Source organism: Amycolatopsis benzoatilytica AK 16/65 (assembly GCF_000383915.1).
Classification (GTDB): domain Bacteria; phylum Actinomycetota; class Actinomycetes; order Mycobacteriales; family Pseudonocardiaceae; genus Amycolatopsis; species Amycolatopsis benzoatilytica.
In genome coordinates this window covers 1,168,075-1,184,064 of the sequence record NZ_KB912942.1, presented here as the reverse complement: position 1 = coordinate 1,184,064, position 15,990 = coordinate 1,168,075, and the positions used below count along the sequence as shown (strand labels likewise).

34 protein-coding genes and 1 pseudogene are annotated in these 15,990 nt (G+C 68.5%); 3 read left to right on the top strand and 32 right to left on the bottom strand.

The window, feature by feature from the left end:
• Position 1: 1 nt before the first annotated feature.
• From AMYBE_RS0105710 to AMYBE_RS0105690, 5 genes are all read right to left on the bottom strand, one after another.
• Positions 2-505: a hypothetical protein gene (locus AMYBE_RS0105710; RefSeq protein WP_020658384.1), complete on the bottom strand. Its 504-nt coding sequence runs from the start codon at positions 503-505 to the stop codon at positions 2-4.
• Entirely contained in the window at positions 502-771 is a 270-nt protein-coding gene (locus AMYBE_RS40920; RefSeq protein ID WP_020658383.1) for a hypothetical protein, read from the bottom strand. Before AMYBE_RS40920 ends, AMYBE_RS0105710 begins: the two co-directional genes overlap by 4 nt.
• Complete coding sequence (locus AMYBE_RS43790) at positions 768-917, bottom strand: IDEAL domain-containing protein (RefSeq protein ID WP_020658382.1); 150 nt, start codon at positions 915-917, stop codon at positions 768-770. Before AMYBE_RS43790 ends, AMYBE_RS40920 begins: the two co-directional genes overlap by 4 nt.
• A gap of 2 nt (positions 918-919) precedes the next feature.
• Positions 920-1,171: a hypothetical protein gene (locus tag AMYBE_RS0105695; RefSeq protein ID WP_020658381.1), complete on the bottom strand. Its 252-nt coding sequence runs from the start codon at positions 1,169-1,171 to the stop codon at positions 920-922.
• A gap of 307 nt (positions 1,172-1,478) precedes the next feature.
• Complete coding sequence (locus AMYBE_RS0105690) at positions 1,479-1,691, bottom strand: hypothetical protein (protein WP_020658380.1); 213 nt, start codon at positions 1,689-1,691, stop codon at positions 1,479-1,481.
• A 138-nt stretch (positions 1,692-1,829) separates the two neighbouring features.
• Between AMYBE_RS0105690 and AMYBE_RS0105685 the strand changes: the two genes are divergently transcribed.
• The 3 genes from AMYBE_RS0105685 (at position 1,830) to AMYBE_RS0105675 (ending at position 2,734) form a co-directional block, all read left to right on the top strand.
• Positions 1,830-2,018 (top strand): hypothetical protein, encoded by a 189-nt coding sequence (locus AMYBE_RS0105685; protein ID WP_020658379.1) that lies wholly within the window; start codon positions 1,830-1,832, stop codon positions 2,016-2,018.
• A 72-nt stretch (positions 2,019-2,090) separates the two neighbouring features.
• Positions 2,091-2,411 (top strand): hypothetical protein, encoded by a 321-nt coding sequence (locus AMYBE_RS0105680; RefSeq protein ID WP_020658378.1) that lies wholly within the window; start codon positions 2,091-2,093, stop codon positions 2,409-2,411.
• 89 nt (positions 2,412-2,500) lie between these two features.
• Positions 2,501-2,734 (top strand): hypothetical protein, encoded by a 234-nt coding sequence (locus AMYBE_RS0105675; protein WP_020658377.1) that lies wholly within the window; start codon positions 2,501-2,503, stop codon positions 2,732-2,734.
• Between the two features lie 68 nt (positions 2,735-2,802).
• Here the strand turns inward: AMYBE_RS0105675 and AMYBE_RS0105670 are convergent, their stop codons facing one another.
• The 27 genes and pseudogenes from AMYBE_RS0105670 to AMYBE_RS0105540 all read right to left on the bottom strand — a co-directional run bounded on the left by AMYBE_RS0105670 (position 2,803) and on the right by AMYBE_RS0105540 (position 15,985).
• Complete coding sequence (locus AMYBE_RS0105670; protein WP_020658376.1) at positions 2,803-3,159, bottom strand: hypothetical protein; 357 nt, start codon at positions 3,157-3,159, stop codon at positions 2,803-2,805.
• Between the two features lie 136 nt (positions 3,160-3,295).
• Entirely contained in the window at positions 3,296-3,673 is a 378-nt protein-coding gene (locus tag AMYBE_RS0105665) for a hypothetical protein (RefSeq protein ID WP_020658375.1), read from the bottom strand.
• A 139-nt stretch (positions 3,674-3,812) separates the two neighbouring features.
• A complete protein-coding gene (locus AMYBE_RS0105660; RefSeq protein ID WP_154676126.1) occupies positions 3,813-4,232 on the bottom strand; it encodes a hypothetical protein in 420 nt (139 codons plus the stop codon).
• 17 nt (positions 4,233-4,249) lie between these two features.
• Entirely contained in the window at positions 4,250-5,125 is an 876-nt protein-coding gene (locus AMYBE_RS0105655; protein WP_154676125.1) for a hypothetical protein, read from the bottom strand.
• Complete coding sequence (locus AMYBE_RS0105650) at positions 5,122-5,589, bottom strand: hypothetical protein (RefSeq protein ID WP_020658372.1); 468 nt, start codon at positions 5,587-5,589, stop codon at positions 5,122-5,124. The genes AMYBE_RS0105655 and AMYBE_RS0105650 overlap by 4 nt, the downstream gene beginning before the upstream one ends.
• Before the next feature lie 87 nt (positions 5,590-5,676).
• Entirely contained in the window at positions 5,677-5,934 is a 258-nt protein-coding gene (locus tag AMYBE_RS0105645) for a hypothetical protein (RefSeq protein WP_020658371.1), read from the bottom strand.
• Between the two features lie 150 nt (positions 5,935-6,084).
• Positions 6,085-6,462 (bottom strand): hypothetical protein, encoded by a 378-nt coding sequence (locus tag AMYBE_RS0105635; protein WP_020658369.1) that lies wholly within the window; start codon positions 6,460-6,462, stop codon positions 6,085-6,087.
• Positions 6,455-6,769: a hypothetical protein gene (locus AMYBE_RS0105630; RefSeq protein ID WP_020658368.1), complete on the bottom strand. Its 315-nt coding sequence runs from the start codon at positions 6,767-6,769 to the stop codon at positions 6,455-6,457. The genes AMYBE_RS0105635 and AMYBE_RS0105630 overlap by 8 nt, the downstream gene beginning before the upstream one ends.
• Entirely contained in the window at positions 6,762-7,406 is a 645-nt protein-coding gene (locus AMYBE_RS0105625) for a hypothetical protein (RefSeq protein WP_154676124.1), read from the bottom strand. The genes AMYBE_RS0105630 and AMYBE_RS0105625 overlap by 8 nt, the downstream gene beginning before the upstream one ends.
• Positions 7,407-8,171: 765 nt before the next feature.
• On the bottom strand, positions 8,172-8,378 hold the full coding sequence (locus AMYBE_RS0105615) for a hypothetical protein (RefSeq protein WP_020658365.1): 207 nt from the start codon (positions 8,376-8,378) through the stop codon (positions 8,172-8,174).
• Positions 8,378-8,767 (bottom strand): hypothetical protein, encoded by a 390-nt coding sequence (locus AMYBE_RS0105610; protein WP_020658364.1) that lies wholly within the window; start codon positions 8,765-8,767, stop codon positions 8,378-8,380. The genes AMYBE_RS0105615 and AMYBE_RS0105610 overlap by 1 nt, the downstream gene beginning before the upstream one ends.
• Positions 8,764-9,618 carry a helix-turn-helix domain-containing protein gene (locus tag AMYBE_RS44615; RefSeq protein ID WP_342663931.1) on the bottom strand — a complete coding sequence of 285 codons (855 nt, stop codon included), beginning with the start codon at positions 9,616-9,618 and terminating at the stop codon, positions 8,764-8,766. Before AMYBE_RS44615 ends, AMYBE_RS0105610 begins: the two co-directional genes overlap by 4 nt.
• A gap of 5 nt (positions 9,619-9,623) precedes the next feature.
• A complete protein-coding gene (locus AMYBE_RS0105605) occupies positions 9,624-9,950 on the bottom strand; it encodes a hypothetical protein (RefSeq protein WP_020658363.1) in 327 nt (108 codons plus the stop codon).
• 67 nt (positions 9,951-10,017) lie between these two features.
• A complete protein-coding gene (locus tag AMYBE_RS43240; RefSeq protein ID WP_020658362.1) occupies positions 10,018-10,908 on the bottom strand; it encodes a DUF2303 family protein in 891 nt (296 codons plus the stop codon).
• Positions 10,909-10,947: 39 nt separating this feature from the next.
• Positions 10,948-11,274, bottom strand: a complete 327-nt coding sequence (locus AMYBE_RS40910) for a hypothetical protein (RefSeq protein ID WP_020658361.1) — start codon at positions 11,272-11,274, stop codon at positions 10,948-10,950.
• 77 nt (positions 11,275-11,351) lie between these two features.
• A complete protein-coding gene (locus AMYBE_RS0105590) occupies positions 11,352-11,723 on the bottom strand; it encodes a hypothetical protein (RefSeq protein WP_154676122.1) in 372 nt (123 codons plus the stop codon).
• A gap of 87 nt (positions 11,724-11,810) precedes the next feature.
• Positions 11,811-11,891, bottom strand: a pseudogene (locus AMYBE_RS46850) (DUF6011 domain-containing protein); the annotation flags it as partial.
• Complete coding sequence (locus AMYBE_RS40905; RefSeq protein WP_051124631.1) at positions 11,888-12,592, bottom strand: hypothetical protein; 705 nt, start codon at positions 12,590-12,592, stop codon at positions 11,888-11,890. The pseudogene AMYBE_RS46850 and the gene AMYBE_RS40905, both read right to left, overlap by 4 nt.
• On the bottom strand, positions 12,589-12,837 hold the full coding sequence (locus AMYBE_RS0105580) for a hypothetical protein (protein ID WP_020658359.1): 249 nt from the start codon (positions 12,835-12,837) through the stop codon (positions 12,589-12,591). Before AMYBE_RS0105580 ends, AMYBE_RS40905 begins: the two co-directional genes overlap by 4 nt.
• Complete coding sequence (locus tag AMYBE_RS43235) at positions 12,834-13,466, bottom strand: hypothetical protein (protein WP_020658358.1); 633 nt, start codon at positions 13,464-13,466, stop codon at positions 12,834-12,836. The genes AMYBE_RS0105580 and AMYBE_RS43235 overlap by 4 nt, the downstream gene beginning before the upstream one ends.
• Positions 13,466-14,146 carry a lambda exonuclease family protein gene (locus AMYBE_RS0105570; protein ID WP_020658357.1) on the bottom strand — a complete coding sequence of 227 codons (681 nt, stop codon included), beginning with the start codon at positions 14,144-14,146 and terminating at the stop codon, positions 13,466-13,468. Before AMYBE_RS0105570 ends, AMYBE_RS43235 begins: the two co-directional genes overlap by 1 nt.
• Entirely contained in the window at positions 14,143-14,604 is a 462-nt protein-coding gene (locus AMYBE_RS0105565) for a hypothetical protein (RefSeq protein WP_020658356.1), read from the bottom strand. The genes AMYBE_RS0105570 and AMYBE_RS0105565 overlap by 4 nt, the downstream gene beginning before the upstream one ends.
• Positions 14,601-14,756: a hypothetical protein gene (locus tag AMYBE_RS44610; protein ID WP_020658355.1), complete on the bottom strand. Its 156-nt coding sequence runs from the start codon at positions 14,754-14,756 to the stop codon at positions 14,601-14,603. The genes AMYBE_RS0105565 and AMYBE_RS44610 overlap by 4 nt, the downstream gene beginning before the upstream one ends.
• A complete protein-coding gene (locus AMYBE_RS44605; protein WP_020658354.1) occupies positions 14,756-14,920 on the bottom strand; it encodes a hypothetical protein in 165 nt (54 codons plus the stop codon). The genes AMYBE_RS44610 and AMYBE_RS44605 overlap by 1 nt, the downstream gene beginning before the upstream one ends.
• Positions 14,920-15,279, bottom strand: a complete 360-nt coding sequence (locus AMYBE_RS0105550; RefSeq protein WP_020658353.1) for a hypothetical protein — start codon at positions 15,277-15,279, stop codon at positions 14,920-14,922. Before AMYBE_RS0105550 ends, AMYBE_RS44605 begins: the two co-directional genes overlap by 1 nt.
• On the bottom strand, positions 15,276-15,509 hold the full coding sequence (locus AMYBE_RS0105545; RefSeq protein WP_020658352.1) for a hypothetical protein: 234 nt from the start codon (positions 15,507-15,509) through the stop codon (positions 15,276-15,278). The genes AMYBE_RS0105550 and AMYBE_RS0105545 overlap by 4 nt, the downstream gene beginning before the upstream one ends.
• Positions 15,506-15,985, bottom strand: a complete 480-nt coding sequence (locus AMYBE_RS0105540; RefSeq protein WP_020658351.1) for a hypothetical protein — start codon at positions 15,983-15,985, stop codon at positions 15,506-15,508. The genes AMYBE_RS0105545 and AMYBE_RS0105540 overlap by 4 nt, the downstream gene beginning before the upstream one ends.
• Between the last annotated feature and the right edge of the window lie 5 nt (positions 15,986-15,990).

Genomic DNA, 15,990 nt, shown 5'->3' with positions numbered 1-15,990 from the left:
GTCAGCCGTGCCCGAGCGGGTTCGGCGCGGGAGCGGGAGCGGGAGCCGGACCGCGATCGGCGACCAGCGCCGGCGCGACCGCGGCCGCCAGGTCCACACGCTGGTAGTCGTCGCCGACGGTGGTGCCGTCCGGCTGGCGTGCCGGGTAGGACACGGCCTGCACGGTGTACATCTGGCCGGCGACCCGCACGGGCTGCCCGATCTGCAACGGCGCTTCTAGCTGCGCCGTCGCGATCTTCGTGCCGTTCACGAACGCCTGGACGCTCGCGAGCGGGGTGCCGACGCGCACGGAGACCACGGCGGCGAGGTCGGGGCCGGCGTCGCTGTAGGTCGAGAGAGTGAGTGTGCTGGCGGTGCCATCGGTGGTGTTCTCGACGGCGCGCAGCACGTGATGCATCGCGGGGTCCAACCCGGTGACGTCGACGAGGTGCCCGATCCACTCGCTGTGGCTGGTGGGCTGGAAAGTGCCGGGCTCGCCGGTGAGGCGGACGGTGTGCTCGATCATCGGCCGCCGCCGATCGGGGTCATCGGACGGCCGGCCTTGACGTAGGCGACCTGCGCGCGCACGAAACAGTCCTTCGCCTCCACCAGCTTGCGGAGTCCGGCGGACAGTTCGGGGCCGTCCGGCAGCGCGGCGACGAGCGCCTCGGCGAGGCGGCCGAACGGCGCGCTGATCTCCGCGAGGTGTTCCGGGAGGTGCGTGTGCTCGAACAGGGCTTCGAAGTGCTGGGTGCCTGGATGCCGTCCGCTCCAGACAGTGGGGGTGCTCATGCGGTTCCGTCCTTCCGCTGTCGGGTCTTGGTTTTCGCGGCTTTCAGCTGGCCGGTGAGTTCCATGAAGATGCGGCGGTTGCCGACGTCGAGCGCGCGGTCGATGCGGGAGAGCAGCCACCGGATCGAGGCCGGGTCGCTGCCCATCGCTATCGCCAGATTCCGTAGACCAGGTGCCCGATCAACCAGAGCAGCCACACGGTGAGCGTGACCCCGATGAGGTAGTGCAGCGCGGTCCAGTGCATGAAGTCCTGGCCGGGCAGGAACTGTTCCATCCGCCAGAAGTTCTCCGAGAGCGTGTTCTCGGGGTGGTGGGTGGCGAGCGCCCAGAACTCGGGGATCGCGAACGACACGAACATCGTGGACGCCCACACGATCCAGTAGACCGACATCGCCTTCATGGCGCACCTCCCCTGGGCATGAAAAAAGCCCGAACCAGTGGTCCGGGCTCCGGAGACAGTGCTCCAACGTGATCGAATATACGTTCGCCCCTGGTCAGCGTCAACGAGGGGGCAGTTTCCGGCGCGGCGCGCTAGTGGCTGGGGCAGAAACAGAAGCTTCCCCCGCAGCTGTAGCACTGGGGCTTGCCGCGGCACCGTCCACAGTCACAGTCGACGGGTTCGGTGTGGTAGCGGACCTTGTCTGGGTCGGTGCTGTCGTACGGCATGCGGCAGCGGTCGCACGTGACCTCGACGGGACTGGCTTCGTTCAAGATCGTTCTCCCTGCGGGTCGTTGCCTGTCCCGGCTCGGGTGGCCGGGGTGGGGAGTTTCGCAGTCGGGTCGCCGGTGTACCAGCGGAGGAACGCGTTGATCACGCCTGCGCGGGTGGTGCCTTGCACGGTGGCGATCTGGCCGGCGCGGTCCCAGAGGTCTCCGTCGACGCGGACGGTTTTGTTGAAGGTGGCTGGCTGGTTGGGCATGCCCTGAGGCTAGCACGGGTGCACTGGCACCCGCAAATCCGAGTTCCCGAAAAGAATCTTGATTTATGTATTGTAGGTGCCATTGCACCCGTGCTATAGTTATTACATCAGCAAGAGAGAGAAACCCCGGAGGACAAAATGAACGAGATCACCTACCCCCTCACCGCAGACTTCGCCGCCGCCATCGGACGCACCGCCGACACCGACCTCCGCATCGCCCGCAACCCCCGCCAGGACCAGGACATCCGGGACCGCTCCGCCGCCGCCCACCAGCACTGGATGGACGTCCTCCACACCGACGCCAGCCTCGAATACCCCAGCGCCTGACAGGAACGCCCCCGGCTCCGGCCGGGGGCACCCCCACCCCCCCACCATCCATACCAGACAGGAGACCGGCCGATGCTGATCACCAACAACGACCTCCCGGCGCTCACCGTCGCCGCACTGAACCGGGCCTACGAAGACCTCGCCCTCCGGCTGGCCGACTACGACGGCGTGCACGGCGACCGCCTGAGCGCCCGCCTGGTGGCCATCGTCGATGAACTGCACACCCGCGCGGGCCGTGAGAACATCGCCCGCTCGATGATCACCGACGACTTGCAGGACATGCTGCCGGACTTCGAGGAAGTTGCCGCGGTGTGCGGCATCCGACCCGCACGCGCCCGGATGAACCGGCAGCTCGTGGTCGACGAGTTGCGCCGCCGCGGGGTCGATGCCTGACCTCTACTGCTGAGCCGAAACACCGCGCCCGTCCTCCGCGCGGTGTCGCCGGGATCGTGACCGGCCTGACGATGGCTCCCAAGGATGTGATGATCTTGAACGGACCGACTCCGGAAACCAGCATCGAAGTCCCGGTGATCTTCGTGGACGGCCGGTGGCAGGTCGACCAGCGCGCGTTCGGCGAACCGCTGTTCGCCGTGTGCGAGCCGTACCTCGACGACCCGACTACACCGGGCGGTGACGCGATGCTCGCCCGGGCGCGGGAGGTGCCGCTGCCGGACGGCGCGGAGCTGGGTGAGCTGCTGCGCACCGCCGAGCGTTGATCTTGGCCCCGCTCAGTACGAGCGGGGCCAAGTCGTCATTCTTCCCACCCGGCTTCGCATCCGCAGGGTCATTTGTCGGCAGCGGCGTCGCGCAGCCGCCGCATGATCGCGTCGCGCCGCTGCCGAGAGTCGGCGTCGCGCCCCTCCAGGCGCCGGAGGATCGCGGCCCGGTACGCGTCGGGGTCGTCGACCCACCCGGGCTCGCCCAAACCGCCGTCCGCGGCCGCTGTGGTGGCGTTGCGGCGGGTCATCTGGGCGGCTTCGGCGAGCTGGTCGCCGGTCGCGCCGGCGAGCTTAGCGATGGCGATGCGATGGTTGCGTTCCTCGCGCAGCGTCTCGACGAGCTGCTCGGCGAGGGCGAGCAGGTCCGCGACGGCGCGGACGTCGTCGAGTTCGGGCGGGGGTGGTGTGGGTTTGCGCGGCATGGTTCCTCGTCTATCCTGGTCGGTGGAGTTCTTCTCTCGGGGCCCCGGCGCTGTGCTAGAGCGTCGGGGCCCTTCTACGCCGAGGGGGTTCCGGCGGGACGCCCGGGGGCGGCGGTGTCGCCGCCCCCGGGGTTGTTCATCCGATGATCGATCCGAGGTGCTTGGCGTCGAGTCGTCCTCGGACGACGCGGACGCTGCAGCCGAACTTGAACCGCGTGTCGGCCCGGTTGTTCACGCCTCGCCAGTTGTACCGGTCAGACACCGTCGTCGCGCGTGCGCGGATGGTTTCCGCTGTCCACTGCTCGAACTCGGCGTTGTCCTGCACGTGGGCTTGGACGGTGATGGTTTGCCCGGAGACTGCGATCACGAGGATCACGGTCGAGGGCATCCGGCCTTCGTGCTGGTCGACCTTGAGGTCACTCAAGATCCGTCCAGCGACGCGGTACAGGTCCTCGCCAGCACTTTCGTGGTAGCGGACCCCGTAGAACCGGTCATCGGCGAACTTGTCGTCCATCCGGAGTTCCTTCCTCTCTGTAGTTTTCCCCGGGGGCGGTGCTAGCGCCCGGTTCCGGGGGTCCCGTTCGGGACTCCTTAATTATGCACCCTCACTTCCCACTATCGCAAGGGGATAGTGGGAACTCGGGGGACTTTTTTCAGGAGTCGCCGCGTGCCAACGCTTCCGCACGCTCCACCGCCAGCTCACGCGCCCGATCCCCGGTCACCGCGAACGCCTCGACGAAAAACACCGGACGACCATGCACCGCGGCCTCCAGCGCCGCCGCCTGCTCGTCGACCACCACCCGCTCTCCGGGCATGTCCGCAGAGCCCAGCACCAGCCGCGCAGCGCCCTTCAGCGGCGCCGGATCCTCCGGCACGCTCACCTCGCCGTCCCGCACCACCGCACGGCACCGGAACACCTGCGCCACCAACCCCACGCCGGGCGGAACCATCGGAACCGGCGCGACGAAATGGCCGGCACCGAGGTCACGCGCGATCCGCGCAGCCTCGGCATGGTCGAACCACGCGCCGACAGGCTCCGGCACGTCGCCGAGGGTGCGCAGCACGATGAACACCTGGTCTGTCATGGCTGTCATCCTGCCTGGTCGAAGGTGAGGTCACCACGCCGCTTGACGTAGCTTGCGAACACCTCGGCGCGCAGCAGCAACGGCCGACCGCGGGTGCCGGTCTTGTCCCAGCCGTCCTCGCTCGCCCACCTGCGGAGCGTGCCGACCGGGACGTTGAACTGGGCGGCGAGGGTGCCGTAGTCGGCGCGGGCGTCGCCGAGCTCGTGCCAGCGGTCGCGGGTCCATTCGGTGCCGCAGTTCCGGCAAACGATCTTGGTCGCGCCGGGCCGGACCCGCAGCGACGCACCGCACGCGAGGTCGATCGGGATCCCGAGCGCCTCCCCCGCCACCACGATCGTCGGGCACTTCCCGACACGCGTGACCCGGTCGAGTTCGCCGCGGACTTGCCGCAGAGCCTGCGTCACCGACCGCATCGCCTCGGCGAACCACGGCACCTCCGGGCTGGCCATGATCCAGTCCCAGTTGAACCGCAGCGTGTCCAGCTCACGCGTCATGGTGATGCGCCCGGCCGGGACGGTCGCGAGCATCTGCGCCGGGGCCACGTCGATCGACCGTTCGGCGCGCACCCACCGTGCCCACGACTCGACCACCGCGAGCGCGCTGTCGTCCCGGCTGCGCGGATCCGTGTGGGCGAGGATCGCGTCGACCGCCGGCGACCGCGGACCGGGTACCCGGCGGGCACCGTCGCCGCCGCGGCCGCCGGGGATGAGCTCGTCGAGCTCGGTGACGGCGCGGTAGGTGAGCGCGAGCCGGGACAGGACGCCGCGGAGGTTTTCGCTGCATGGCGGGCAGACGAGGGTGCCGGGTGCGGCGCGGCGCGGGCAGGGCCGGTCGCCGTCGCGGGTGTGGACGGGGAGCACACAGGCGCGGGGCTGGTTCAAGCTGCCCTCCGGATGAGTGCGTTCCACAGGCGACGGTGGAACGGCGGCTTCGGTGTGGGCTCGACGGCGACCTTGTCGATCTTGGTGAGGGCGTGCTCGCGGATCCTGTCCCACTCGGCGTCGAGTCTGGCCGTATCCCCTCCGGTGAGCAGCCGCGCGATGATGTCCGGCAGATCCGGTTCCGGATCTTCAACCGGGCGTTCATTTTCTGCCGGGGTTTCAACGCTTTCGGGCTCTGGCGTTGATTCCGGCGTGGATGCGGCGACCGGCTCGGGCTCGTCGTCGACGGGCTGCTCAAGCTTGAAGCGTCCCTCTTGGTACGGCCCGGTGTAGGCGGGTGCGTGCAGTCGTTTCGGGCCGATGCCGGGCTGCCAGTGGGCGACGCACTGGTCGTAGCCGACGATCGCCCACGAGGTGCAGCGCGTGCCGTCGTCTTCGATCTTGTCGCACAGTGGCCTGCTCATTGCTTCCTCCTCGGTGGCGGGTCTTTCTCGTCGATCAGGTCGTTGAGGGCTTCGAGGATTTCCTCGTCGGTGTGCGGGTCATCCGGGTCAGCCATCGGTGGCCCCCAACGCGGTCGTGATTGCCTGGACGGTCTGGCACGGATACAAGTCGCAGCAGTCGTTGCACTTGATGTCGACCGTCTGGTCCCATCCGTGCTCGATCTCGATCGGCTTGTGGAGGTCGAGCACGGCGCGCAGCGCGGCGAACGCTTTCGGGGCTTCGTGCTCCCGATCGTCGAGCAGATCGCCGCGATAGAAGTCGGTCTCACTGGCGTAGGTGTCGATGAGTTCGCGCGGGTCAGTCATCGTCGTCCTCTTGTTTCGGCGGTGCCGGCGGTTTCGGTTTGCGTTTCTGGCCGGTGCCGAAGCAGCTGGTGCACGGTGACGGCCGTCCCCGTTTCGGGGTGGGGAGCTTCCCTTGCCCGTTGCACACGGTGCAGGTCTCGTATTCGTCGCTCACGGTTCCTCGGTGATTTTGATGGTGAGCCAGAGCCGCCGTTTCCCGGGTCCGTTGTGGATGGCGGGCGCCCACCAGGTCAGGTGCTCGGGGGTGTCTTTCGGGATGAGCTTCGCGTCGACGAGCCCGTCGACGGCCGGTTTCTGGGTGGCGACGAGGTTGTCTTCGTCGCGGCCGCGGTTGTCGCCGGTGGCGTAGTGCAGTTGCACGCTGATGTGGTTGTGGCGGCCGAGTTTGAGTTTTCTTGCCTCCCAGCCGACGGCTTCGCGGACGACTTGCTTGCGTCGTGCCACTTCCCGCCAGTGCAGCCGCTGGTTCATCGTCAGCGGCGCTTTCCCTTTGTGCAGCGGCACGTCGATTTCGACGGGGTCAGTCACCAGCAACCACCTCGGGGTAGGTGGGTTGCCAGCCGTCGAGGTCGTGGGGGCCGAACGGGACGAGCCGATCACCGACCCAGCGGCCGGACCGGTCGGGCGGGGTGACGGCGGGGTCTTCGCGGGACGCTGCGAGGTCGACGGTGATCGTTGCCTTGCCGCGGAGCGCGTCGAGCACCGTCTGTGCCCGTGCCGGGTCTTGGACGGCGAGCAGCTGGACGAGGCCGGGGATGACATCGAGGTTGCGTTCCCTCACCGCGCAGGCGATGCCGTGCTCGATCTGGTCAGGTGTGAACTCGTGGTCAGCCACGGTCGGCCTCCTGCGCCTGGCGCTCGACGGGCTGTCCGTGGGCGTGGTTGCGGAGGAAGTACTGGATTGGTGCCGCCGATTCCCGGTTCGTCCAGCCGCCGGAGACGCTGAGCTTGTGGTAGGTGCACCACAGTTCGATCAGTTCGCCAGCACCGGCGATCTCGATGTGGTCGGGCACGGTCCAGCCGAGCAGCGTGCGCGGGGCTGGACTCCCAGTCTGGGGCGAACTGGGAGTTCGCTGGGAGTTCGTCTCGCCGGCCGGTTCCTCGCTGGCGCGCCATGAGGTTGATCCGTGGCCGCAGCCGTGCGTCCAATGCGGTCCAGTGTGGCCGGTCGGGTTCTGGCAGCGGGCCGTGTCGTCGGACGGCAGCGGCTCGCCGCACATGTCCTGCGCCGGTTCCTCGCGGTCCGTGACGGGCTCGACGATCGCATCGATCTTCTCGATGACCTCGATCGGCTGCAGCTTGTTCTCCAGCTGACCGAAGTCGAGGATCACCTCGCGCACCTGGTCGAGCTTCGCCGCCGCCGATGGTTCGCCGCGTCCCGCGCGGTCCTCGAACACATTCCGGATGCCGTCCAACGCCTTCACCGCACGGGTGCGCACCTCGTCCGGGTTGCAGCGGCCAAGGCTGAGCATGAACGCATGGAAACCGGCGGCCAAGGTCCCGGATGTGGTCGAGCTTCGACAGGGCCGCGGAACGCTCGCGCTCGGCAGCGACGACGCGTCGAGCCTGGTCGTTCTCCGCCAGCGTCCACTCTTCGAGTTGCGCCTCAGCGGTCTCGGCGCGGTGGCTGTCTTTCCCGGCCTGCACGATGATCCGGGCCATTGCACCCAAGGTTGCGGCGTCCATCGAGGTGTTCCGCTTCGTGCCGCTCGTGATGTCCTCGGCCGCCTTTCCTGCGAGAGACGCCGCCGACCATGAGCGGTGGCAGTCGTTGTAGAGCGGACCGAGCGCGAGCACCACCTGATCGCACTGCCGCGACGCTTCGCGGTTGAGCCACTCGTCCGCTGCCGCGAGCGACTCAGCCACGGTTTCCTGGCTCGCGTTCGGCCGCTCGCTGGCGGGCTCCAGCTCGACCCGCTCGTACCAGATGCCGTCCAACTCCCGGAGTTCCCCGGCGACCATGCGGCGTTCGATTTCCGCACCCTGCTCGTAGTCGCTGAGCCCCGGCAGCCCGGACAGGACATCCATCCAGCGCGCCCGCTCGGACGGGTCCATTGCGCCCAGCTGGCTGGCCCTCTCGCTGGCGTTCTCGCCGTCCGGGGTTTCACGGGTGGGCGGGCCCGACGGGTCGCCGCTGAAGTGATCTCGGATCTGTTCGATGGCTTCGAGCATTTTGGCGAGGGTTTGGGGGTCGATGAGCGGCGTGGCTTGTTTTGCCCAGTCGGGCAGTTGGCGGTTCATCGGGTGTTCTCCTCGTGGGGGCCGAAGGTTTTGCGGCGGAGTTCGTCTCGGCGGAGGTGGGGTTTGCAGTTGAGGCAGGGTTTGGCGGGGATGGCGTCGCGGTCGATCCAGCCGGTGCCGTCGCAGCGTGGGTCGTGGGTGGGGATGGCCGGCCATTCGTCGGTGACCTCGAGGATTTCTTCGCCGGTGCGGTCGAGGGTCATCACGGCCACCGCGCGAGGAGGCGTCTGCGTTGGGCGTTGGTGAGTCGGACGGCGCGGTCGTAGACGGCGGTGATGCGGGCTGCGGGGGCCATCCAGGTGTCGAAGGGGTCTTCGGTGGAGGGTTCGAGGGGGCCGATGGGTTCGACGCGGTAGAGGTCGCCGTAGAGGGCCATGGATGCGTAGAAGCGGGCGTATTCGCGGTCGGTGGTGAGGTAGACGCGGTCGGGTCGGCCGGTGGCGGGGTCGATGGCGTGGCCGTTGATGAGGGTTGTTTGGCCGTCGGCGCGGGCTTGGCAGATGAGGCAGTCGGGGACGGTGCGGGTGTGTCCGGGTTGGACGAGGTCGCCGGGGCGGAGTCCGGGGTTTCCGCCGTGCCAGTAGCGGGTCATGGTTCCTCCGTGGCGGGGAGTCCGCGGCGGCAGAGGGGGCAGGTGGGTGTGCCGGTGGCGTCGCGGTGGGCGGGGAGGCCGTGTGCGCAGTTCCTCGGCCGGAGTTCGATCGGGTTCGGGTCGGGTTCGCGCGCGGTCTGTGGTTGCGTTGGGTCGGGACTACAAGGTTGGTCGCTTTTAGGTGGTTGGTGTTCTTGATCTGGTAGTCGCTCGGAGCTGCGAGCGGTCAATCCGTCGTAGCGAGCGGTCAATCGGTCGGTAACAGTGTTTTCCGAGCGGTCAATCGGTTCGTGCGCCTCGGATTGGCCGCTCTCCTGGGCGAGCGCTGAAACCGAGTTGTCCACAGGGGACTGTCCACAATCACCGCTCTCTATGGCGAGCGGAGTTTCCGGGTTGTCCACAGGGGACGGTTCCGATTGGGCGCTCTCCTGGGCGAGCGGTTCAGCGTTCGTTTCAGCGCTCTCCCTAGGGAGCGGTGCGGCGTCCGATTGACCGCTCGCCATCGGGAGCGGTGCAACCTCGGACGGCGGCAGAAGAACGAGACCGTCCACATCGGCCGGGAGCGTCAGCCGGTACTCGGTCGCCTTGCCGTGCCCCGCGCGGCCGCCGCCCCGCGACACCTGCTCGATCAGACCCGACTCCCGCAGCGCCGCCAGCAACCGGCGCACCGTGCTCTCCCCCTGCCCCGTAACCGCGGCGAGAGCGTTCACCCCGGGCCGGACACGGCTGCCGTCCTTGTCGGCGTACGTGGCGAGCGTGAGCGCGACGAGCTTCAACCGCATCGGCAGCCCGAGACGGCGCACAACGCGTTCCCACTCGAACCGGTCGCACGGCTCCAGCCCAGTCGCCATCGTGGTCAAGCTGCGCCCTCCCCGTCTTCCTTGTGCTGCTTCAAGGTGCGGGTCTTGCGGACGCGGTTGCGCTGGTATTCGCGCTCCAGGCTGATGATCGACGGGGACCGTTCCCCGCGGCCGTAGGCGGCGTGGGCTTCCTTGATGCGCCTGTCCTTGTCGGCCATGAGCGCGATCGCGATCAGCACCTGCACGAACAACTCGGGGTCTTCGCGCACCCAAGGGGTGAGGATGTCGGCGACGTGTATCGCATCGGTGTTCTCGGCAAGCTGGATGATGACGCGGGCTCGTTCGGCGATGTGTTCGGGAACGTCGCGCAGGTGTTCGGTCACCAGTCACCTCCTCGGTGGGGTTGAGGGATGGCGGCCCGGCCGGATCGGGACCGGCCGGGCCACCGGGTCAGGACTGCGGGACGGTCGACGCGGGCGGCGTGCCGAGCAGCACCGGCACGTCGTGCGTCTCGGTGAGCTGGTCGGCGATGCCGTTGCGGATCTGCGCGAACGCCTCGCGCTTCACCAGGTCCGGCCGCTGGAGCACGAAGCCCATCTGAAGCCGGCCGCCGTCGATGCTGTAGCGGAGCCGGGCCCGGACATCCACCGGCGGGTAGCCGAGGAACGGCGTCAGCCGGACGACGAGCTCGCGCGGAACGGCGACCTGCCCGGCCGTCGTCTTGGTCGCGGTCTCCTCGTTGTAAGTGAGCTGCACGTCGCCGGTGTCGAGGTTGACTGCCTCGTGGAACTCGGCTTTCTTGTGCGCGCGGAAGTGGGTGGCGACCTCCAGCAGCGTCGCGCCGTCCGGCTCGACGAACGCCGAGGCGTTGTCCGAAAGGAACTCGGCGAAGTCCAGCTGGCTGAGGTACTTCCGGTCAACGGCGAGGAACCTCGACCAGTCCGGGTCGGTCTGCAGCTGCAGCACCGCGGTATGGTCCCGCCAGCCGGCCACCGGCTCGTCTTCGCCGCCGCCGTTTTCCTGGTGGTCGTTGAACACCGCGGTGAAGCGGGCACGGTCCTCTTCGCCGAACACGGTGGTTCCGGCGTTGCAGAGCCGTTCCGTATAGATGGTGAAGTCGCCCGGGTCGTGCAGGGTGACGGTGCCGCGCGCCCGGGTCGGTTCGGGCAGCCACTTCTCCAGGTTGACGGTTTCGAGCCGCTCGTCCTGGCGGGCGGTGCGTGCGAGGATCGGGCCGTCCTGCACGACGTTGTAGGACGCGAGCGCGGCGTCGTTCGCCTCGACGCGGCGGGAAAGATCGGCGATCAGTGCGCCGGTCGGAGTGTCGGTGTCGTATTCCACGACGGGTTTCTCCTTGCAGTGGTTGGGAAAAGGGGACGGTCAGTACAGGGATGCCTGGTTGGGGTCGTCGCGGACGAGCCTGCCCTCGTCGGTGGCGTAGAAGATCGACGCCGGGGCCTCGAACTTCGGTTTGGTCGAGGCGACCGCGGCGGTGACGAGCACCGCGCCGTCGACGCCGTGCTGCGGCTTCACCTGAAGCGTGAGGGTCAGCTTCCCGGGCTTCAGGGTCGTGGTCACCGCGGTGACGAGCTCGGCGAGCTGCGTCGACAGCTCCGCGTGGGTCTTGCCTTTCGCGAGGTTGAGCAGCGTGGCCGCGAAGTCCGGTGCTTCGGTCTGCTTGTCCTCGGCGGATTTGGTCGTCGTCACTCGTTTTCCTTTCGTGGTGGGGAAATTGGCGTGTCGGCGGGGTCGTGGTCCTCGGGCGGCGCGGCCCCGCCGACAAATCAGGGGGCAGGCCAGGTGACGGTGACGTCTACCTGGGCACGGTCGATGAGGGCTTCGAGGACGTACAGGTCGTCGTCGCGCAGGTGTTCAGCCGAGTGGGCCTCGAAGGCGCGGATGTTGGCGGTTTCGCGGGCGTGGTCGGCGATGAGTCCGCGGGCGATGTCCCGGAGCGTGTCGATGGGCTCTTCGGTGACGATCTCGTGCAGCGGTGCCCGTTCGACGACGTCGTTCCAGTCGAGCGTGTCGTCGCCGTTGAGGGAGTAGCGGCCACCGGCGAGACGCTCGACGATCTCGCCGTCGTGGGTGCGCAGGAACAGCACGTCCGACGGCTCGGGGGCGTCTACGTCGAAAACGCGAGGCTGGGTGGTCACGATGTCCTCCATGGACAGTTGAGTGGGGCCGGCCGGATGCGCGCCGGTCGGAATGCGTGGTGCGGGAGGGTTGTTGCGCCGCCAGCAGACCGGACCCATGCCGCGCCGTCTCGACTCCTCGCTCGTGAGGGGCCGGTTGCACGTCGGGACCTGGCAGCGATCGGTCACGCCGACCTCCGAAGGTCGTCGTCGACCGCGTCCATCCGGACGCCGGCAGGACGCGCGGCCGGGTTGTCGATCTTGTCGTCGTCCCACGCCAGCGGCGGAACCCAGCCGTGCCGCTGCGCGTAACGCCTGGACTTCCGCGCGAGCGCGTCGTCTGCGGGGGGCTTGTCCCACAGATCGTCGTAAAGCTGCACCACCGCGCGACGGCGCGCGGCCGTGATGTTCGGCTGCCCGTGGATCAGCGGCCAGAAGTTGTTGGGGGTCAAGCCGAGGAGTTCGGCCAGCTGGGTTTGCGTCCAGCCGATCGCGACGAGCGCGCAGAGCCTGCGCCTGGTGCCCGTTGCGTCGACGATCGCGTGCGCAGCCATTCCCTCGGCGTTGATCTCGACGGCGAGAATCTTCTCCGCGGTGGCCGCGCGGACCCGTTTCGACGGTGCACGACTCGTCTGCCCGTAGAGCAGCTTGCTCACGACGGACGTCGAGAGGCCGGCGAGTTCGGCGGCGCGGCGCCAGCCGATCCCGGCGTCGCCGAGCGCGCGCAGGTGCGCGCAAGCGGGCTCGGCGTCGACATAGGCCGCGCGGCCGTAGCCGCGCTGCCGTTTCCGGTCGCGCTGGTAGGCGTTGTTCGCCTCCCGGCAGACGTCACACGGACAGTGCTCCCGTACGTATTTCGCGCGCCCGTGCGGACGCTCCGCGCGCGTCACCGGATCCACCCGGCCAACGCGTCACGGGCACGGACGCGGGTCGCGGCGTGCAGGGTGCAATACCGGTGCTCGTAGCCGGCGATCTCCCAGCGGCCGGGTTCCTCGCACGCGGGCCACGCCGGTTGCGGGATCCCGCCGCCGCAGACCGCGCCGACGAGCGTCGACGACCGGGTGAGCGAGCTGTCCTCGCACACCCGGCGGTCGGCAGACGGCGCGGCCCGCGGAATGGCAAGGCGGACGGTCACCGAGTCGCGCCTTCCTGCGCGGGCAGCGCGAGGTCCGGGTCGTCCGGCAAGGTCGGGTCATCGTCGGCGTCGAAGTCCTCGGCCTCCAGCTCTTCCGGCTTCGTCTCCGGTTCCTCGGCGACCGGCGGGGTCGACGGGGCCTCGGGGTTCGTCAGGGCAGCAACCTCGGCCTTGATGACCTTTCGCCGCTCCGGCGTGGCAGTCCGCCACTCCAGCTTGTACTCGGCGACGCGGTCCTCGACCGTCTCGACGAGCGGCTGCACCACGAAGATCGCGGACTTGCCGCGCGTCACCAGCAACGGCACCTGCCGCTTCTTGTCGATGTGGCTGAGGTGGCTGATGCGGGTGCCGCCGACGGCCTGGCCGCCGAACTTGACGTCGGGGTCGCAGTAGAGGCGAACACGGCGACCCACGTACTTGGACCCGTCGGCACCCCAGCACGCGACGAGCACGCGCCGCATGGACTTCCCGGGACGCCAGACGCGAGGGAACTCGACCAGCTTGATGTTGACGGGCTGCTCGGCATTGCCCGCGCCGATCGCGTCGATGGTAAAGGTGCGCGGGCCGCCGAGAAGGTCGACCGCGTCGAGCTGGTCGCTCGTGGGTGCAATGCTGTCGGTGAGGTCCATCAGATCGTCAACTCCATGAAGTCGGGAGTCCGCTCGGTCGCGGGAAGTCCTTCGGTTTTGGCCAGGTAGTCCGCGGTCATTTCCGCTGCCGTGGCCTCGAACTGCTCGGCTGCGGCGATGATCGCCTTGTGCCACAACGGGTCCGGGTACACGCGCTTGTGCCACATCGGCATTCCGCCGGAGAACGAGATGAAGTCGAGCCACTCACGCCCGGAGACGAGCAGCCCGGCTTGGCATTGCGCCATGTACTCGGCGGGCACCTCGTCGTCGAGGATCGTGCGCAGGTGCAGCTTGGAGCGGCGCGATTTCACCTCGATCAGGCCGACTTCGCCGACGAGACCGTCGGGCGAGTAGCCGATCTGCCAAGCGGTTTCCTTGCGCAGAAGGAAACCGACCTCGCGGACGGGGCGCTTGTAGAATTCGGCGTACAGGTCGCGTGCCCGCAGTTCGTCCTCGACGCCGCGGAGCATGTCGTCCCCGATGTAGGTGGGGTCGGTGTAGCCGGTGATGCGTTCGGCGACGAGCTGCGCGACGATGCTGCGGCTCTTGTCGTTGGCAGCGATCTTCATTGTTTTCGGCGTGACGAGCTGGCCGACGACGGACGCTGTGACGATTCCCCGGCGCTGTTCGTGCCATTCGTCGGAGCCCTGGATCACGTCCGGGAATTCGGTGAGGCTCACGAGGTCACCTCGTGCGTCATCGGCGTGTTCGACCAGTACTCGATCTCGTCCCGCTGCTCCTCGGTCAGGAACGGGCGGTCGTCGAGCAGCTCCGGGTCGGTGATCTTCGCCAGCTGGGTGCGGGTGATGGCGACCGGTTGTGCCGGACGGCCAAACTCCTCCGCCAACGCGTCGCGCTCGGCGCTGGGGACGACCAAGACTTTCAGTTTCGCGGCAATGTCCGTCCCGGGCAGGAATCCGACAGCGTGCAGGTGGTAGTACTCGCTCTTGTGCACGGTCATCTCGACATCGCCGCCGAGCGTGTCGGCCCACCGCAGGAACGTCGCGATCTCGTGCTCTTCGCTGTGGCCATGGAAGTCCACGCCGTCCGTGCGGAACTCCACCGCCAGCAACTCGGGCACGTCGAACTTCTCGATGTAGTACGCGACCGCGCACAGGCGGGCAGTGGTGTCGTTCATCGGGTCGCCTCCGGGGCGGAAGAATTGTTGGCGGGAGCGGGTTTCTGCTCGTTGTCGTCGACCTGCTCGGCAGGCGTCGGCCGCGGGGCCTCGACCTCGACGACGTTCTCGATCCAGCGCGCGCCGTCGCGCAGCTTGCGGACGATCCCCATCACGCACCCCCGGACAGGCGCGGGTCGTCCGCGGTCGGTTTCGGGTCGTTGGCGCGCGCGAAGATCGCCTTCGCTTCGCGCGCGAACGCACGGTCGCGGTCAGCGCTTTCCTTGTTCTGCGCCTTGTTCCTCGGCACCGGGTTGTTCTTCGCCTGCTTCGGCATCAGAACCACCGATTCCAGGGCTTCCACGAGCCGTCGCGCTCCAGGTGCTCGACCGTGATGTCCCGGTCGTCCACCGACTCGCGCTCAGCCCGGGCGATCAGACCCTCACGGCCATCCCGACCGAACGTGCAGTGCTGGCAGCCCTCCACGTCCTCCGTGAGGACGCCGTCGGCCGGGAACGGGCCGGGATGCGGGTAGACGCGCCACCGAACCCAGTGGCCCTCTTCCTCGCACTGGTGGCACGGCTCCAGGCCGATCTCGTGCGCCTGCTCGTACTCGCGGCGACCCGACGGGGTCTCGATCAACGGAGTGATGACCGGCGGCCCACCCATCACGACGTGCTCACGGGCGGCGGTCATGACAGCGCCCCCAGCGTCTTCTCGAAACGCTCGTTGATCACGTCGGAGTCGAGGCCGTAGGAGCCCTCGGTCACCCCGAACAGGTAGGCCAGCTCGAAGCCCAACGCGCGTGCCGCCGTGTAACGGTCGTCGCCGAAACTGCGGATGTGCTCCAGCTCGCGGGAGAACGCCGTCTCCAGGTGCGCGTGCACCAGCTCGATCACCGTCAGCGGGTTCTTGATCTGGCTCATCGGGCCACCGCCCACACGCCGCCCACGACCAGGACGACCGCGACCGACAGCAGCAGCGCCGACACACGGGCCCTGGTGAGGTTCCGGTGCACCCACCCGCGCAGGGACACCGGCGCGGCGATCGCCTCCAGTTCTGCCGTGTGCTCGACCGCTGCCTCCGCGAACGAGTCGACGAACTCTTCGGCCGCGCGGTGACGACCCGACGGCGTGGCCGCGAGCACCCGGCGCTGCAAGTCCTCCCGCGTCGCGTCGACGTGCGCCAGCTCGACGACGAGCGCCCGGCCCGCAGCGGTCAGGCTCTCGCCGTGCTGCGGGTCCCAGCTCAAAAGCCCGACCCGCTCCAGGTCCCGCAACGCCTGCGTGTCGTAGATCTGCTCCGACGCGCGCTCGGGGGTGTCGCAGTCCAGCGCGAGCAGCGTCTCCAGCGCCGCACGCTGAGGCGCGGGAAGATCCGTGAGATACTTGCTGTCGATCATGAGGG

What these genes read in the sequence shown, in the direction of transcription:
- AMYBE_RS43235 (WP_020658358.1), bottom strand. Translation starts at nt 13,466, where the DNA reads ATGGACCTCACCGACAGCATTGCACCCACGAGCGACCAGCTCGACGCG.
- AMYBE_RS0105680 (WP_020658378.1), top strand. Translation starts at nt 2,091, where the DNA reads ATGCTGATCACCAACAACGACCTCCCGGCGCTCACCGTCGCCGCACTG.
- AMYBE_RS0105710 (WP_020658384.1), bottom strand. Translation starts at nt 505, where the DNA reads ATGATCGAGCACACCGTCCGCCTCACCGGCGAGCCCGGCACTTTCCAG.
- AMYBE_RS40920 (WP_020658383.1), bottom strand. Translation starts at nt 771, where the DNA reads ATGAGCACCCCCACTGTCTGGAGCGGACGGCATCCAGGCACCCAGCAC.
- AMYBE_RS44610 (WP_020658355.1), bottom strand. Translation starts at nt 14,756, where the DNA reads ATGGGGATCGTCCGCAAGCTGCGCGACGGCGCGCGCTGGATCGAGAAC.
- AMYBE_RS0105540 (WP_020658351.1), bottom strand. Translation starts at nt 15,985, where the DNA reads ATGATCGACAGCAAGTATCTCACGGATCTTCCCGCGCCTCAGCGTGCG.
- AMYBE_RS44605 (WP_020658354.1), bottom strand. Translation starts at nt 14,920, where the DNA reads ATGCCGAAGCAGGCGAAGAACAACCCGGTGCCGAGGAACAAGGCGCAG.
- AMYBE_RS44615 (WP_342663931.1), bottom strand. Translation starts at nt 9,618, where the DNA reads ATGGCGACTGGGCTGGAGCCGTGCGACCGGTTCGAGTGGGAACGCGTT.
- AMYBE_RS0105610 (WP_020658364.1), bottom strand. Translation starts at nt 8,767, where the DNA reads ATGACCCGCTACTGGCACGGCGGAAACCCCGGACTCCGCCCCGGCGAC.
- AMYBE_RS0105545 (WP_020658352.1), bottom strand. Translation starts at nt 15,509, where the DNA reads ATGAGCCAGATCAAGAACCCGCTGACGGTGATCGAGCTGGTGCACGCG.
- AMYBE_RS0105675 (WP_020658377.1), top strand. Translation starts at nt 2,501, where the DNA reads ATGATCTTGAACGGACCGACTCCGGAAACCAGCATCGAAGTCCCGGTG.
- AMYBE_RS43790 (WP_020658382.1), bottom strand. Translation starts at nt 917, where the DNA reads ATGGGCAGCGACCCGGCCTCGATCCGGTGGCTGCTCTCCCGCATCGAC.
- AMYBE_RS0105670 (WP_020658376.1), bottom strand. Translation starts at nt 3,159, where the DNA reads ATGCCGCGCAAACCCACACCACCCCCGCCCGAACTCGACGACGTCCGC.
- AMYBE_RS0105690 (WP_020658380.1), bottom strand. Translation starts at nt 1,691, where the DNA reads ATGCCCAACCAGCCAGCCACCTTCAACAAAACCGTCCGCGTCGACGGA.
- AMYBE_RS0105695 (WP_020658381.1), bottom strand. Translation starts at nt 1,171, where the DNA reads ATGAAGGCGATGTCGGTCTACTGGATCGTGTGGGCGTCCACGATGTTC.
- AMYBE_RS0105625 (WP_154676124.1), bottom strand. Translation starts at nt 7,406, where the DNA reads ATGCTCAGCCTTGGCCGCTGCAACCCGGACGAGGTGCGCACCCGTGCG.
- AMYBE_RS0105615 (WP_020658365.1), bottom strand. Translation starts at nt 8,378, where the DNA reads ATGACCCTCGACCGCACCGGCGAAGAAATCCTCGAGGTCACCGACGAA.
- AMYBE_RS0105565 (WP_020658356.1), bottom strand. Translation starts at nt 14,604, where the DNA reads ATGAACGACACCACTGCCCGCCTGTGCGCGGTCGCGTACTACATCGAG.
- AMYBE_RS0105645 (WP_020658371.1), bottom strand. Translation starts at nt 5,934, where the DNA reads ATGACTGACCCGCGCGAACTCATCGACACCTACGCCAGTGAGACCGAC.
- AMYBE_RS0105550 (WP_020658353.1), bottom strand. Translation starts at nt 15,279, where the DNA reads ATGACCGCCGCCCGTGAGCACGTCGTGATGGGTGGGCCGCCGGTCATC.
- AMYBE_RS0105665 (WP_020658375.1), bottom strand. Translation starts at nt 3,673, where the DNA reads ATGGACGACAAGTTCGCCGATGACCGGTTCTACGGGGTCCGCTACCAC.
- AMYBE_RS0105650 (WP_020658372.1), bottom strand. Translation starts at nt 5,589, where the DNA reads ATGAGCAGGCCACTGTGCGACAAGATCGAAGACGACGGCACGCGCTGC.
- AMYBE_RS0105685 (WP_020658379.1), top strand. Translation starts at nt 1,830, where the DNA reads ATGAACGAGATCACCTACCCCCTCACCGCAGACTTCGCCGCCGCCATC.